Origin of the sequence: Corynebacterium sp. c3Ub_189 (assembly GCF_039907195.1) — a bacterium.
Taxonomy (GTDB): domain Bacteria; phylum Actinomycetota; class Actinomycetes; order Mycobacteriales; family Mycobacteriaceae; genus Corynebacterium.
The window spans coordinates 45921-59733 of record NZ_JASBOF010000005.1; the positions used below are offsets into that span (position 1 = coordinate 45921).

The window sequence follows — 13813 nt, forward strand, 5'->3', positions numbered from 1 at the left end:
TCTACTTGAATGGGAGCGTCGGAGCTGGTTCGACTTCATCGGTTGGTGTTGCAATCCGCCAGTAAGAATCATCGATATAGGTCTTAGAGCCCTCGAAGCTTTTTTCACACTTAACTAATCGCGTTGATAGTGAATCACCGTCTTTGGGGATTGGCAGGCCTAATTCGGCGGCAATTTTCTGGTGCTTGAGGTAATCTCCAAGGATCACGATCCCCTCAGGCTGTAGAGCAGAACGAGAGCCTCCGTTGTATCGAATACGTTTCATATAGTCCTTTTGCTGCGCGACAGTGGCGATGATGCCACGTGGGACTATGATGCCTTGAGCAATTCTGAACAATTCATTGAGGCGCTGAGCTCCGGAACCTGAAGAGAAAATCTTTGCTCGGTCGTCCTCGCTGAGTTGTAGGAGGGTGTTCGGCGGGAAAGCTTCGTCTAGGAAAAGCCATTGAATTGCGCTGCGACCAGCGGCGGAAATCGAGCGCTTGCCGTCGCGATTGCCGCCTCTAGTCAGAATTGAGGAATCGAGAAGAGCGAATCCCACTCGAAAAGTTCCCTGCTCATCGTCGGCATGGCAAAGCATTCCATGATGTCCGAGAGCCTCGATAGGGATCATCCAGCCAAACTTCTGTTTCGAGTACTTGCAGTCGACTTCGAAGCCCTCGATGTCGAAATCCATCACCTCACCGTCGCCGATAAAGCCGTCGAATTCTCGGCGAATGTTGATTTCGACTATTGAGCCGAGGTGAGCAGATTCGGTCTTACTGAGCTGGCTAATGGCGAAACGTCCAGTATGTTGACCATCATAAATCTGGTCGAAAGACTCGCGGAAGACACGTCCGAGGCGTTCTCCAGTGGGGTCTTGCTCTTTGAATGCAGCCGCTAGCTGAATAGAAATCGTTTCAGGTCGAATCTTGGCAATCACCTTGCCAATTTTAGTTCAGACTCAGCTGGTTGACACGGGTTGGTGTTGCAGGTTCTAGAGACTTCGGAATTGGTTTCTTTCGCAGCGCGAATTTTATGCGTTCGCCGATTGCCTTGGCCACCGGCGGAGGAAATGCATTGCCAACCTGCCGCCATTGTGCGGTTTTCCCACCGGCCCACTTCCAGTCTTCGGGGAAACCTTGGATGACACCACCCATTCGTACCGTCAATCGCGGCATTTCTTGTTCGGGGTCTGTTGTGAAATCAGCAGCTGGCGGTGATTCGGCGATAGAGGAGCCCTTGATTCCGAGTTTCTTCCAAGCTTCTCGAGCGCGCGTTGGCCCTACATCTGGGCCACCATGTTTTTTGCTTCCGCCAACAAGAGTCGGGCCCACTGTGTTTGCGTTTCGAGCCCAAGCTTCAGCCCCAGGCCAACCATTTTCTGCCATGAGCGGGAGAAGTGCTGTTCCCACCGGTGTGTGTGATTTAACTACTTTTGGCCAGGCAAAATAGTTGGCAAATTCATCCTTTAAAGCGACAAGGATGAACCTTGGTCGAAGCTGCGGCACTCCATAATCAGCTGCTTGGAGAAGTTTCCAAAAGGCGGTGTACCCCATCTCTTCAAGCTGAACAATTATTTGATTTCGGTAGGAGTCAAACCGTTTTTGACCGAGCCCTTTGACGTTTTCTAGAAGTACAGCACGTGGATCAATTTCGTTGATCAGACGTAGCGCCTGTGGAAAGAGGTCGCGTTCATCGTCGGCGCCAAGTTGCTTACCTGCTATTGAAAAAGGAGGGCATGGAACTCCGCCAGCAAATAGGTCGATTTTCCCTCTCCATGGCCTACCATCCAGGTTATGGACGTCCATTTCATGGACATTCCATTTTCCAAGAGGTCCTTCAGTTCCGCGGTTCTGGCGGAGAGTTTCAGCGGCCCAATTATCGATTTCGACGACCGCTGTGTGATGGAAACCTGCCTGTTCTAAGCCCAAAGCCTGGCCGCCAGCGCCAGCGCAAATCTCGAATGAGTGGAGGCGTGAGGTAGCCATCGAGCCGGTTCCTTTCTGATCGTGAAAACGTAAACAACCATCGTGGTAGACAACCATCGTGTGACAATGGTTTGATTAATAAATTGTCTGCGTTGATTCTCTGTAGAGAGCATAGCGAGTTGACGGACATTCCATATAATTTTACGAACGCTTGTTCCCTAAAGAGGTGTTATTGCATGAAAACGACGCGAGTGCCCTGGCATCGAGATGAGATTTTGGTAGTAGCTGCGATCGGGATCAAGTATGGGTGGCCGAAAACGCCGCCGCGTTCGGAAATGGAAAAGATCTCGGTTCTACTGCGTAGATGCGCCGTCCACCCTGAAATCGAGCTAGGTGAAGAGGACACGAAGTTCCGTAATGTTAATGGTGTCGAGCGAAAATACTACGACTTATTAACTGCACGCCCAGAGTTTCCAGGAAAAGCGACCAATGGTGGAAAAACTACTCATTCGATTGTTGAATACATGATTGAGCACCAGATGGAAGTCTATGAAGCTGGAATCAAGATACGGCAAATGCTGGAGTCTGACACATACCGGAGTTTCGTTATTCCAGGGCTAAGAGTTTAAGACTCGGAATGTCGGCCGACGCCCACTCTAGTTCTTGGGCTTTGTCTGGGGTGACCCAGTGGGTGGCGTCGTGGTCGGTCAGGCTGAGGTCGTCGGCTAGCAGGGAGGCGGTGGTGGTGCAATAGAAGGTGGTGAGCTCAATGGTGGTGAAATCGTAATGGTGAACGGTTGTCGTAACCTTTTCGCCGACGGTGGCTGAAATGCCGAGTTCTTCCTTAATTTCGCGCGCGAGTGCTTGCTCTGGTGTTTCGCCGGGTTCGATCTTGCCGCCGGGAAATTCCCACATGCCGGCAAGGGAAGTGCCGGGCTTCTTGCGGAAGGCTAAAAGCTGTGTGCGTTCTTCATCGACGAAGACAGCGCCAACGACGCGGATAGGTTTAGACATGACTCTATTGTGCCTTGGATCTCGAAAACGTCTAGACAGTGAGCTGTTACTTAGATAACATGTCCCCAATGTTCGCGTAAGGCTGTCACGCGGGCTTGATTTTTGTAGGCAAGCTTGAGGGGACGGTTTTACTGTGACTTCTACCGAATCGGTTTACTCCTCCCACCAGAGTCATGACGGGGAAATCCCGCAGCCTGGGGGACGGTGGAAACTCTTTTTATATAGCGCGATTGGCGCGTTCGTATTCTTCCTGCCGGTGACGTATCAGGATAAGCGCTCCATTCCTTTGGATCACATGGTCACGATGGTGCGCGAAGGGATTCCGGCAGCGGTGCCGTGGATTATCTTTGCCCTTGCTGTCTACGGTACGGTGCGCAGCTTTACCACCGGGGCGTTTAAGGAAAGCGCGCTGCAGGCAGTCTTTGCGGTGCTCAACATTGTGGGTGCGGTGGTCTCCTTCCTTATGGTCATCGATGCGCTGCCGTGGGTGCTGGGCGATGAAGACCTGGTGCCGTTCCTGTGGAACTCCATCGCGATTCCGGTAGGCCTCATTGTGCCTATCGGTGGTGCATTCCTGGCGTTTCTCATTGGCTTTGGCCTGCTGGAATTTGTCGGCGTGCTCATGCAGCCCATCATGCGGCCGCTGTGGAAGACGCCGGGGCGCTCCGCCATTGACGCGGTGGCCTCGTTTGTGGGCTCGTATTCGCTGGGCATTTTGGTGACGGACCGCGTCTACCAAAAGGGCGGCTATACCGGGCGCGAGGCGGCCATCATTGCCACCGGTTTTTCGACGGTCTCTGCGGCCTTCATGGTTATCGTGGCCAAGCAGCTTGACCTGATGAAGATCTGGGGCACCTACTTTATTGTCACGCTCATCGTGACCTTTGTAGTGACGGCCATTACCGTGCGCATTCCGCCGCTGCGCACCATTCCGGATGAGTACTTTGCAGACGCGCACCCAGACCCGGAAAAGCCGGTGGAGGGCTCACGCATCAAGAACGCGTGGCGCGAAGCAATGCTGGCACTGCAGCGCGCGCCGTCCTTGTGGGAGTCCATCTGGGAGAATCTGCGCGATGGCGTGCGCATGGCGGCGGCCATCGTGCCTTCCATTATGTCGGTGGGCCTTATTGGCCTACTGCTGGCGCGCTTTACGCCCATCTTCGAGTGGGTTGGCTACCTGTTTTATCCGTTCGCGTGGGTAGTGCAGCTGCCGGAGCCGGTCCAGGCTGGAAAGGGCGCGGCCATGGGTATTGCGGAGATGTTCCTGCCTGCCACCGCGGTGGCAGGCAGCGACAGCATGGTGCTCAAGTTCGTCATCGGCGTGGTGGCAGTCTCTGCCATTATTTTCTTCTCCGCGCTGGTGCCGTGCATCTTGGCAACCAAGATCCCGGTGAAGCTGACCCACCTGGTCATCATCTGGTTCGAGCGCGTGGCGCTGACCATTCTTATCGCCACGCCGATTGCCCACCTGCTGTTTTGATAAGTTGAACCCGAGACGGGTAAGAGGATCGATATCGCTGGAGGGCAATGATGCTTATAGCCACTATCGCAGCTGAGGTAGCTTTTTGGCTTTGCTTAGTGGCTGGCTGCCTCTTGCGCTACGTCTTTAAACTGCGCAAACTCGGCTTGATACTTATGGCCGCGACCCCCATAATCGACCTGCTGCTCTTGGTATTTTTCTATGTGAGCCTGAGCCAAGGCGGTTCGGCCGAATTCATGCACGGCTTCGCGGCCTTTTATATTGCTTTCTCGGTTGTCTTCGGCAAAGGCATTATTGGATTCGTTGACCAGAAAGTTTCTGGCGGCAGCACTCGCACAGGGCCCAAAGATGACCAGCGCAGTTTCACACAATGTGTCCTCGCAAGTGTTGGCGCAGCGCTTTTGCTGCTCATAGGCATTGCGGTGACTGGCTTAGCGGGTAGCTTCTGGCTTGTCTACTGGCTCATCGCCGTTGCCTTTACTCCCGCTATGTGGTGGGGAGTCCAACGCTGGATGAGTAAGAAAGCTACCCGATAAACTGTACGGCCCGGGTAAACCCCAACGCCGTTGGCGTTTAGCTAGTGAGGTGCGCCGTGGCGATGTCGTCGATAAGCCGCGCCGCCGCTTTGGCGGTGCGGTTATCTATGTCAAAGGTGGGATTGAGCTCGACGACGTCCACCAAGGCCAGCTTTCCAGTCCGCGCAATAGCTACGGCCATGGCGCGGATGCGCTCAAAGGATACGCCTAGGGAAGCCGGGGCGGATACGCCCGGCGCGGTGGATGCTGGCAAAACATCGAGGTCGATGGACAGGTGGACCTTGTCCTTGCCCTCCGTGGCGCGGGCAGCGAGCTCGCCGCACTCGGCCGGGGAGAGGTTGACCAGCTCTTCGTCCAGGGTGATGGCCACGCCGAGGGACTCGGCTTCGTCGAAAAGCACCGCGGTGTTATTGGGGCGGGAGATGCCCAGCACGGTGTAGTCGAAGTCATCGGTGAGCTCTGAAATCTGCTTGAACGGGGTGCCGGAGGTGGCGTGGTCCGCGTGGCGCAGATCGAAGTGGGCGTCCAGGTTGATGATCTTGGTGGCGCCCACCGCACGGTAAAGGCCGCGGTGTGAGCCGAAAGCTGTTTCGTGACCGCCGCCCAGAATGATGGGGAGGGTGCCGGCTTCGACGAGTTCCTGCACCTTATCGGAGAGCGCATCGTGGGCGCCGTCGAGGTCGTCGGCTTGGGTGGTGATCGTGCCGGCGTCGGCAAGCGCATGCGCATGGTGCACCGCCAAGGAACCCAGCGCGGAACGCAGCGCGGCCGGGCCTGCGGCTGCACCTTGGCGGCCGCCATTGCGCAACACACCCTCATCGGAGGCAAAGCCCAGGAGGGTTACCGGGGCGGGGGATTCGGTGGACTGATTGATAACGCTATGCCAGCGGGCATGCTCTGGGCCTGGGCCATCGGAGCGACCGGACCATTCGGGGGCGGGGGTGAAAAGTTCAGCTTTTTCGGTGTTCATGGTTATCGATGTTAGGCGGTGAGTTACATCAGCGCAGCGATGCCGTAGGCAAACGGTGCGGCGATGATGGTGGACAAAATGACGCGCTCGAACCAGATTATGATGATGTTCTTAATGCTCAGTGGAATGTCCGTGGCCAGCACGGAAGGCACCATAGAGGAGAAGAAGAATACCTGGGAGACTGACACCATGGCGATAATAAGCCTTAGGACATCGGATTCCGCGCCGGCAACCAAGGTGGCTGGTAGGAAGAGCTCAGATAGGCCAATGGCGAGGGCTTCGGAGCCAAGACCCGGATCCGGTACTCCCAAGATCCACAGCACTGGGTAGAACAGGTAGCCAAAATAAGTAAAGAACGGGGTGTAGAAGGCCACTACCAAACCAAGGAAGCCCACGGACATGATGCCTGGTAGAACCTGCATGGTCATGAGCAGGCCATCGCGGAAGTTGTGCCACAGTACCTTCCAGAGCGGTGGCGAATCACGGAGAACTGCCTTTGCTTCTTCCCAGGCAGTGTGCGCACGGCTGTCATTGACCTCGGATTCCGGGTTGGGTTCCGCGCCGGGGTAGTAATCCTCCGAGATGGTAGCGATGGGTGGAATGCGCACCATTATTACTGTCACCAGGAAAGTGACGATAAGGGTGGCTCCGAAATACATTCCCCACACACTCATAAGGTCAAGGGCGCGGGCGATGACCACCATGAATGTGGCGGAGGCGGTAGAAAATCCAGCAGCGATGATGGCCGCTTCTTTCCCGGTATATCCACCGGCCTTATACACGCGGTTGGTTACCAGCAGGCCTAGCGAGTAGCTGCCGACAAAGGAGGCCACGGCATCAATAGCTGAGCGCCCAGGCGTTTTGTACAGCGGCCGCATGATGGGCTGGACCCATACGCCCATGTACTCCATGAGGCCGAAACCGACGAGCAGCGCGAGGAAAATGGCGCCTACTGGTATCAATAGGCCAACGGGAATGACCAGCTTATTGAGGAGGAAGGGGCCAAGGTCTTCTCTAAAAATAAAATCCGGACCAAAGTCGAACACCAGCATGACCGTGATGACAACTGCCAAGATATTCAGAAATGAAAAGACCGCGCGGGCTGCAGAAGTCTTCCACCCTCCGGTGATAAAGGGCGTGACGGCGCCGGCGATGATAAGCAGCAGTACTACATACTTCGAGCCAGTGCCCAGGGAATCAGAAATCCAGCCCACTAAGTGATCCAGCAAGATGGTGTTTTCTTCCCCAATAGGGAAGGGAACGAAGAATGCAAAAATGCCGAGCCCGCTATAGACAAAGAACCGCCAGGTGTTTTTCACCGGAGGGGTGGCGATTTCAGCACGGGGATTCTTGGTGTCAGTCATGGTGTCTCCATTTCAGAATCATCCGCGGGCCGGCTCAGCAAGCCACTCGGGGATAAGGGAGTTATGCTCGCCTAGCTGCGGAGCTGGCTCTGGTGAGCGGGAGCCGGTCAAGCGCAGAGGAGAGCTTAAGGTGGTGAACCCATCGGATTCGGTGAAAAGCACGTCGCGCTCGGTGCCAACTTCTCCGTGCAAGGCCTCATCGACGGAATGCACCGGCGCAGTGGGGACTCCGTGCTCCTGGAACAGCGCGAGCGCTTGCTCGACGGTCTTGCCCCGCAGGGCGTCCTCGATGATGGAACGGACCTCTTCGCGGCGCTCCTTGCGAGCGGCGTTGGAGTTATATCGCGGGTCATCGACCATGTACTCCAAGCCCAAGGCACGCGTGAGGCAGCCGAAGAGCTTCTCATTCAAGATGGCAATGACCACCTCGCCATCGTCTACACGGTAAGTACTGAAGGGAACCGTCATGGCATGGTCGCTGCCGACGGCCGTAGGTACCTCGTCCTCGTAGAGGTCGCGCATGGCCACCGACTCTAGAATGGAGACAAGGGAGTCAAACATAGCGACGTCCACGTGCTGCCCGCAGCCGGTTCGGTGGCGCTCTTGCAAGGCGCCGAGTGTGCCAATGGCGCCGTAGAGTCCGGGGATTAGATCTCCCAGACTGATTCCTACGCGGGTTGGGCGCCCTCCCGGCCAGCCGGTAATGGACATGATGCCGCTCATAGCTTGCGCGACGAGATCGTAGGCTGGTGCCTTGCTCATCGATCCGGTTTGACCAAAACCGCTAATACTGGTGACGATGAGCTGCGGGTTGAGCTCCATGAGGGATTCTGGGGATATACCCAGCTTTTCCATTACTCCCGGCCGGAAGTTTTCTACCAATACGTCGGCACGCTGGACCAACTCGCGCAATGTGTTCAAGTCTGCATCTTCTTTGAGGTTCAAGGTGATGCCCTTCTTGGACCGGTTAAATAGCCGGTAGTAGGCGGAATCACCTTTGAAATCAGGGCCAAAATTGCGGGAGTCATCGCCCCAGGGGGTTTCGATTTTGATGACCTCGGCCCCTAGGTCAGCCAGAATCATTGAGCAAAAGGGACCTGCCAGTACGCGTGACATATCCAGCACGCGCAGGCCTTCGAGGGAGTGTGGGTGTCCAGTATCGACCATGGGGAGCTCCTTTCTAGGGAGGCGGTTTAGACAAAAGCGGAAATTCCGGTGATGGAACGGGCAGCAACGAGCTGGTTGATATCGAAGGTGCCTTCGTAGGAGTAGATAGCTTCGGCATCGCAGAAGTGCTTGGCGGCGGTGTAGTCAGAAATGATGCCGTTTCCGCCGAGAAGTTCGCGGCCAAGTGCGGCGGACTCGCGCATCAACTTGGATACGTGTGCCTTAGCTAGTGCGGAGTGCTCCCCGCGGGTATCTCCCCGGGCCTCCAGGCGAGTAAGGGCCGCCATCATGGATTCGGAAGCGACGAGGTTGCCCAAAATGGTGGACAGTTTGGATTGGTTAATCTGGAAGCTAGCCAGCGGCTTTCCAAATTGATTGCGCTTGCCGGTGTAGTCCAAGGCAGTGTCGAGCACGCCCATTTGCAGTCCTACTGCTTGCCAGCCCACCGTGGAGCGGGCGGACTTTAATACCTTGTTGGTGTCTTTGAAGGTATTGGCATGAGCCAGTTTGTAATCGTCTGGAACAAAGACGTCGTTTAGCGTGATATCAGCATTTTGGACGGCGCGAAGCGCGATGCGGTTTTCCATGAGGGTGGCCTTGTAGCCTTCCCAGGAGGTATCCACCAGGAATCCCTTGACATGGTTGTCCTCTGGGTCGCGAGCCCAGATGATGACGTAGTCAGACCATGTAGCGTTGCCGATCCAACGCTTGGCGCCGTTGAGGATCCATCCGCCATCGACCTTCCTGGCGGTGGTGGACATGTCTTGGGCGACATCGGAGCCAGCATCTGGCTCGGTGATTGCGAAGACGCCGGTCTTTTTCACCGCATAGATATCTGGGAGCCAACGCTTTTTCTGTTCTTCGGAGGCTAGTAGCTCGATTGAACCGGTAAACAGCCCATCCTGGCCGCTAAAGAAGGTGCCAACCGAGGCATCAGCGCGATGGATTTCTGCCGTGACGAGCCCAGCTAATAGGTGGGAGCGGCCTTGGTGGCGTACGAGGCTGATGATGTCGAGGTCTTGAATCGAGGGGAGTAATTCATGGGGGAATTCCGAACGGTTCCAGTAGTCGGTGGCGATAGGGCGAACCTTCTCGTGGGTCCATTCGCGCACCTTGTGGAGTATCTCTAGCTCCTCGGCGGGAAGGTCCTTTTCAAATCCATAGAAGTCTCCGTCCGGGTAGCGGCCAGTCATAGGGTCCTCCAATCTCATAGGTAATCTGACGCACAATTGGTTTCAGAATGTAATCTATGACACTCTGTGGGGGATAGGTTACGGAGTGCGGCAAGACGGAGCATTAGCTGAACCGTGTGGAAAGTCTTGTATGTGAGACTGTTAAAAAGTAAGTTATTTCTGTGTAGTAACAGTTATTGGTAGCGGAGGATGGGTGACAGTGGCTAAATCTCAGGTCCCAGCGGCAAGAAACGTGCTCGCTATTTTACGGTTGCTTTCTACTATTGACGTCCCCATTTCTGCCAGTCGTATCCGTTCTGAGCTGGACCTACCGCGCTCGTCTACCTATCACCTGCTTAATGAAATGGTGGAGTCTGGCTTTGTAGTCCACATCGAGGAAAACCAAACTTACGGTCTTGGGCTTGCTGCATACGCCATGGCTTCGGCATATTCCACGCAACAGCCACTCGTACGACTAGCCACTAATCAACTGCGCGATATAGCAACGGTGGTGGCCGGCTCGGGCCACGTTGCGCGCATGTCTGGATCAGAGATTGTCTATTTGCAAGAGGTGCGAGCACCGGGGGCCGTTTCCTTGGTGACGGATAAGGGGGTGCGCTTGCCTGCGTATAAGACTGCTTCCGGAAAGATTATGATGGCCTACCAGTCAGACAGTGAGGTGCGTGCCGCCTTTTCCGATAAGGGGGCATCTGCCTATTTCTCTCCCTATAAGAAGCAGGTGGATGTCTTTCGTGCTCGTGGGTGGGCAGAGGAAAGGGAAGAAATTTCTAAAGGGCAAGCAACGGTCGCGGTAGCCGTTATGGATCACCTCAGACGCCCTTCCGCGTCACTGGCCGTGACCTTTTCCATAAACGAGGAAAACCTAGCGAAAGAGGGGGTGGTGGTGGACCGCCTAACGATATTGGCTAAGGATCTTTCTCGCCGTATCTATGGCAAAAAGTCCGCCGGTTAGGTTTCCCATCCTCACATGGCAAAAATATGATGTAGCATACATCTATCGCGTTGGGCTGTCGCGCGACACATTTTTAGCTATTGATCCAGAACAAGGAGATTGTCATGCCTAACGCCTACCCATCCACCGTGACCGTCAACGTTGGTGCGCTGAGCATCGAAGACGTCGTTGCTGTTGCCCGCTATGGGGCGAAGGTGGAGATTGCGCCCGAGGCTCTCGAAGAGGTAGCCGCGACCCGTGAGCGCGTGGAAGAACTGGCACAGGATCCCACCCCGGTCTATGGCATCTCCACCGGCTTTGGTGCACTTGCCCGCCGCCACATTCCAGAGGAAATGCGCGCCCAGCTGCAGCTTTCCCTGGTGTGCTCGCATGCTGCGGGCACGGGACCGGAGGTGGAAGAAGAAGTTATCCGTGCACTGATGCTGCTGCGCCTGTCCACCTTGTGTACCGGTCGTACCGGCGTGCGCCCTGTGGTGGTAGAAACCTATGCCAAGGCGCTGAACGCTGGCATCGTTCCGGTGGTGCGCGAGTATGGCTCGCTCGGCTGCTCTGGCGACTTGGCGCCGCTGGCACATTGCGCGCTGGCCCTGCTGGGCGAGGGCGAGGTGCGTGTCAACGGCGAGCTCAAGGATGCGGGCGACGCCCTGGCCGCGGCCGGCATTGAACCGCTGCAGCTGCGCGAGAAGGAAGGCCTCGCGCTTATTAACGGCACCGATGGCATGCTCGGCCAGCTCTGCCTGGCCATTACTGACCTGCGCGCGGCCGCAAAGACGGCCGATATTGCTACTGCTATGACTGTGGAAGGGTTGCTTGGCACCCTCGTGGTCTTTGCTGATGACCTGCAGCAGCTGCGCCCGCACCCAGGCCAGGCCGATGCCGCGGCGAATATCCTTCAGGTGGCAGGAGGTTCGCAGATTTTGGAGGCCGCGCTCGAGGAGTTCAAGAAGAATCAGGTGCAGGATGCCTACTCCGTGCGCTGTGCCCCGCAGGTTGCCGGTGGGTTCCGCGATACCTTGGCCCACACCGCCCAGGTGGCCGAGCGCGAGCTGGCCGCTGCTGTGGATAACCCGGTGGTGACCAAGGATGGCCGCGTGGTCTCTAATGGCAATTTCCACGGTGCACCGGTGGCCTATGCGCTCGATTTCCTCGCTATCGTCACCGCGGACTTGGCGTCCATTTCCGAGCGCCGCACCGACCGCTTCTTGGACCCAGCGCGCAACCGCGGGTTGAATGCTTTCCTTGCTGATGACCCCGGTGTGGACTCCGGCCACATGATCGCGCAGTACGCCCAGGCTGGCATCGTCAGTGAGATGAAGCACCTGGCTAACCCCTCCTCGGCTGATTCCATTCCGTCTTCGGCCATGCAGGAAGACCACGTGTCCATGGGCTGGTCCGCTGCCCGCAAGCTGCGCAAGGCTGTCGATGGCCTGCAGCGGGTGCTCGCCGTAGAGATCCTCACTGCCGCCCGCGCCATCGACATGCGCGAGGGCACCCCGGCCAAGGGCACCGGCGCGGTGATTGAGAAGCTGCGCGAGACTGTCGAAGGCCCCGGCGTAGACCGATACCTGTCCCCGGAAATCGAGGAGACTGTACGCCTAGTCAAGGAGGGCGCTCTTATCGACGCCGTCGAGGACGCTACTGGAAAGCTGCGTGGTTAATATGTCGACCATTTCTTGGCATCCACAGACCGAACCTAACCCCTTGCCATTTTCGCCCTTTAAGGCGAGCACGGTTCCAAGGCCCATTGGTTGGCTCTCTAGCGTCGACGGCCAAGGGCGCGAAAATATCGCCCCCTACAGCCAGTGGCAAAACCTCACCTTCGATCCACCTATGGTGATGTTCTCGGCTAACCAGTACCCGGATGGCCGCCGCAAGGACACGGTCCTCAATGCCGAGGAAACCGGCTGGTTCGTATGGAATATGGCTACCTATGACCTGCGTGAAGAGGTCAATAAATCCGCCCAAGTACTGGATTACGGCGAAAGCGAATGGGATCGCCTTTCCGTGACCAAGGAATACGCGGACAACCACCGCATTCCCATGGTGAAGGAATCGCCAGTGAAGTTCGAGTGTCAGTACAAGACCTCCTTGCGGGTGCCCGGCAATTCCAAGGTGGGCACCATCGACCTTGTGGTGGCGGATGTCAAGACCATTCACATCGATGAATCCGTCATCGATGAGGACGGCAAGCTCGATATCCTCAAGATTAAGCCCATTGCGCGCATGGGTTACTTTGACTACACCGTGGTCACAGAGCGGTTCGAGATGCGCGTTCCCGGTTCCGATGACGCCGCGCGCGCCGGGCTAGAGGGCAGCGCGTAGCTCCTTGTCCATGGCCTGCTGGCCCGCGTGGGTGGGGTGCATGGGGAAGGAATTGGTGTCCTTGCCCGTAAAATCCACCCACGGCGAGGGGGAGCAGGCGGTGTGGTCTAGGGCGGCGTCGGCAAGCACGTAAGTAGCCCCATTGCGCTCGGCGGCCTCGCGCACCGCCTGGTTGATGCGCTCGATGGAGCCTGCCAACCATTCCCGGTCACTGGCCGGGATTTTTTCTATGTAGGGGCAGGTCTCCCCGCGCTTTATCAGCGGAAGGTAGCCGGTGGCGAGGATCTTCGCATTAGGGGAGCGGCGGCGAATCTCCTCGTAAACCTTGTCCAGCCGGCGGGGCAGATCGCGGATTTCCAGGTCAATCTGCGCGCCGGATTGCGCCTGGCAGATATCGTCCGTGGCGCACTGGGTAAGGCGCACGAAGCTGGCGTCATTGCCGCCGATGGATAGGCTCACCAGGTCGGTGTCCTCGCGTAGGGCGTCCACCTGGGCGGGGTGCTCGCCGGCCGAGGAAAGCACGTCGAGGGTGCTAGCGCCCTGGCAGGCGACATTGGTGAGCTCTGCGCCCATCTCCTTGGCCGCGAGCTCGGGGTAGGAATCCTGTGCGCGCACGCAGGTATTGGGCGGATCCAGTGGCAGCGTGGTCGAGCCCATGGCGGCATAGGAATCTCCTAGCGCCACATAGTGGGGCGGCTGCGGTTCCTCGGCGGGGGTGGAACAAGCGGCGAGGAGGGCCACGGAAAGGAGGGGGATGAACCGACGCATGCAGGCCATCGTAGATCACTCCGCGGGTGTCTCATATACGAGACAGTTCGGGTTCGTGTGGCATGGTACACAGAGCTAGGTCACAGTACCTTGTGACATGTGACGCTGAACAAGTCCTCGGGGACAGCCCCGGGACA

At 57.0% G+C, this 13813-nt stretch carries 14 protein-coding genes; 6 read left to right on the plus strand and 8 right to left on the minus strand.

What is annotated here, in order from left to right; translation table 11 throughout:
- Position 1: 1 nt before the first annotated feature.
- Both QKD99_RS03745 and QKD99_RS03750 read right to left on the minus strand, forming a co-directional pair.
- Complete coding sequence (locus QKD99_RS03745) at positions 2-922, minus strand: NaeI family type II restriction endonuclease (RefSeq protein WP_347950741.1); 921 nt, start codon at positions 920-922, stop codon at positions 2-4.
- A gap of 10 nt (positions 923-932) precedes the next feature.
- Positions 933-1970, minus strand: a complete 1038-nt coding sequence (locus QKD99_RS03750; protein ID WP_347950742.1) for a DNA cytosine methyltransferase — start codon at positions 1968-1970, stop codon at positions 933-935.
- A 176-nt stretch (positions 1971-2146) separates the two neighbouring features.
- Here QKD99_RS03750 and QKD99_RS03755 point away from each other — a divergent pair, with 176 nt between their 5' ends.
- Positions 2147-2539: a hypothetical protein gene (locus tag QKD99_RS03755; protein WP_337888824.1), complete on the plus strand. Its 393-nt coding sequence runs from the start codon at positions 2147-2149 to the stop codon at positions 2537-2539.
- On the opposite strand, the gene QKD99_RS03760 is transcribed toward QKD99_RS03755, so the two are convergent.
- Complete coding sequence (locus QKD99_RS03760; protein WP_347950743.1) at positions 2517-2924, minus strand: (deoxy)nucleoside triphosphate pyrophosphohydrolase; 408 nt, start codon at positions 2922-2924, stop codon at positions 2517-2519. The genes QKD99_RS03755 and QKD99_RS03760 overlap by 23 nt on opposite strands.
- Before the next feature lie 133 nt (positions 2925-3057).
- Between QKD99_RS03760 and QKD99_RS03765 the strand changes: the two genes are divergently transcribed.
- Positions 3058-4404, plus strand: a complete 1347-nt coding sequence (locus QKD99_RS03765) for a YjiH family protein (protein WP_347950744.1) — start codon at positions 3058-3060, stop codon at positions 4402-4404.
- A 98-nt stretch (positions 4405-4502) separates the two neighbouring features.
- Positions 4503-4940 carry a hypothetical protein gene (locus QKD99_RS03770; protein WP_347950745.1) on the plus strand — a complete coding sequence of 146 codons (438 nt, stop codon included), beginning with the start codon at positions 4503-4505 and terminating at the stop codon, positions 4938-4940.
- Positions 4941-4977: 37 nt separating this feature from the next.
- Here QKD99_RS03770 and hutG read toward each other — a convergent pair whose 3' ends face one another.
- Genes hutG through QKD99_RS03790 form a run of 4 tightly spaced genes read right to left on the minus strand, consistent with a single transcriptional unit; the run spans position 4978 to position 9634 of the window.
- Entirely contained in the window at positions 4978-5910 is a 933-nt protein-coding gene (hutG, locus tag QKD99_RS03775) for a formimidoylglutamase (protein WP_347950746.1), read from the minus strand.
- A gap of 23 nt (positions 5911-5933) precedes the next feature.
- Positions 5934-7274 (minus strand): YjiH family protein, encoded by a 1341-nt coding sequence (locus QKD99_RS03780; RefSeq protein ID WP_347950747.1) that lies wholly within the window; start codon positions 7272-7274, stop codon positions 5934-5936.
- A gap of 18 nt (positions 7275-7292) precedes the next feature.
- Positions 7293-8441, minus strand: coding sequence for a CoA transferase (locus QKD99_RS03785; RefSeq protein ID WP_347950748.1), 1149 nt, complete (start codon positions 8439-8441; stop codon positions 7293-7295).
- A gap of 26 nt (positions 8442-8467) precedes the next feature.
- Positions 8468-9634 carry an acyl-CoA dehydrogenase family protein gene (locus tag QKD99_RS03790; protein WP_347950749.1) on the minus strand — a complete coding sequence of 389 codons (1167 nt, stop codon included), beginning with the start codon at positions 9632-9634 and terminating at the stop codon, positions 8468-8470.
- 199 nt (positions 9635-9833) lie between these two features.
- Here QKD99_RS03790 and QKD99_RS03795 point away from each other — a divergent pair, with 199 nt between their 5' ends.
- From QKD99_RS03795 to QKD99_RS03805, 3 genes are all read left to right on the plus strand, one after another.
- A complete protein-coding gene (locus tag QKD99_RS03795; RefSeq protein ID WP_239277919.1) occupies positions 9834-10586 on the plus strand; it encodes an IclR family transcriptional regulator C-terminal domain-containing protein in 753 nt (250 codons plus the stop codon).
- Between the two features lie 104 nt (positions 10587-10690).
- On the plus strand, positions 10691-12244 hold the full coding sequence (gene hutH / locus QKD99_RS03800; protein WP_347950750.1) for a histidine ammonia-lyase: 1554 nt from the start codon (positions 10691-10693) through the stop codon (positions 12242-12244).
- A 1-nt stretch (position 12245) separates the two neighbouring features.
- Positions 12246-12908, plus strand: a complete 663-nt coding sequence (locus QKD99_RS03805) for a flavin reductase family protein (RefSeq protein WP_239277922.1) — start codon at positions 12246-12248, stop codon at positions 12906-12908.
- Here the strand turns inward: QKD99_RS03805 and QKD99_RS03810 are convergent.
- Positions 12891-13676, minus strand: a complete 786-nt coding sequence (locus QKD99_RS03810) for an SGNH/GDSL hydrolase family protein (protein WP_347950751.1) — start codon at positions 13674-13676, stop codon at positions 12891-12893. The genes QKD99_RS03805 and QKD99_RS03810 overlap by 18 nt on opposite strands.
- Positions 13677-13813: the final 137 nt, after the last annotated feature.

Coding starts and splice junctions, on each gene's coding strand:
- QKD99_RS03805 (WP_239277922.1), top strand. CDS start 12,246: ATGTCGACCATTTCTTGGCATCCACAGACCGAACCTAACCCCTTGCCA.
- QKD99_RS03760 (WP_347950743.1), bottom strand. CDS start 2,924: ATGTCTAAACCTATCCGCGTCGTTGGCGCTGTCTTCGTCGATGAAGAA.
- QKD99_RS03780 (WP_347950747.1), bottom strand. CDS start 7,274: ATGACTGACACCAAGAATCCCCGTGCTGAAATCGCCACCCCTCCGGTG.
- hutG (WP_347950746.1), bottom strand. CDS start 5,910: ATGAACACCGAAAAAGCTGAACTTTTCACCCCCGCCCCCGAATGGTCC.
- QKD99_RS03750 (WP_347950742.1), bottom strand. CDS start 1,970: ATGGCTACCTCACGCCTCCACTCATTCGAGATTTGCGCTGGCGCTGGC.
- QKD99_RS03790 (WP_347950749.1), bottom strand. CDS start 9,634: ATGACTGGCCGCTACCCGGACGGAGACTTCTATGGATTTGAAAAGGAC.
- QKD99_RS03785 (WP_347950748.1), bottom strand. CDS start 8,441: ATGGTCGATACTGGACACCCACACTCCCTCGAAGGCCTGCGCGTGCTG.
- hutH (WP_347950750.1), top strand. CDS start 10,691: ATGCCTAACGCCTACCCATCCACCGTGACCGTCAACGTTGGTGCGCTG.
- QKD99_RS03755 (WP_337888824.1), top strand. CDS start 2,147: ATGAAAACGACGCGAGTGCCCTGGCATCGAGATGAGATTTTGGTAGTA.
- QKD99_RS03810 (WP_347950751.1), bottom strand. CDS start 13,676: ATGCGTCGGTTCATCCCCCTCCTTTCCGTGGCCCTCCTCGCCGCTTGT.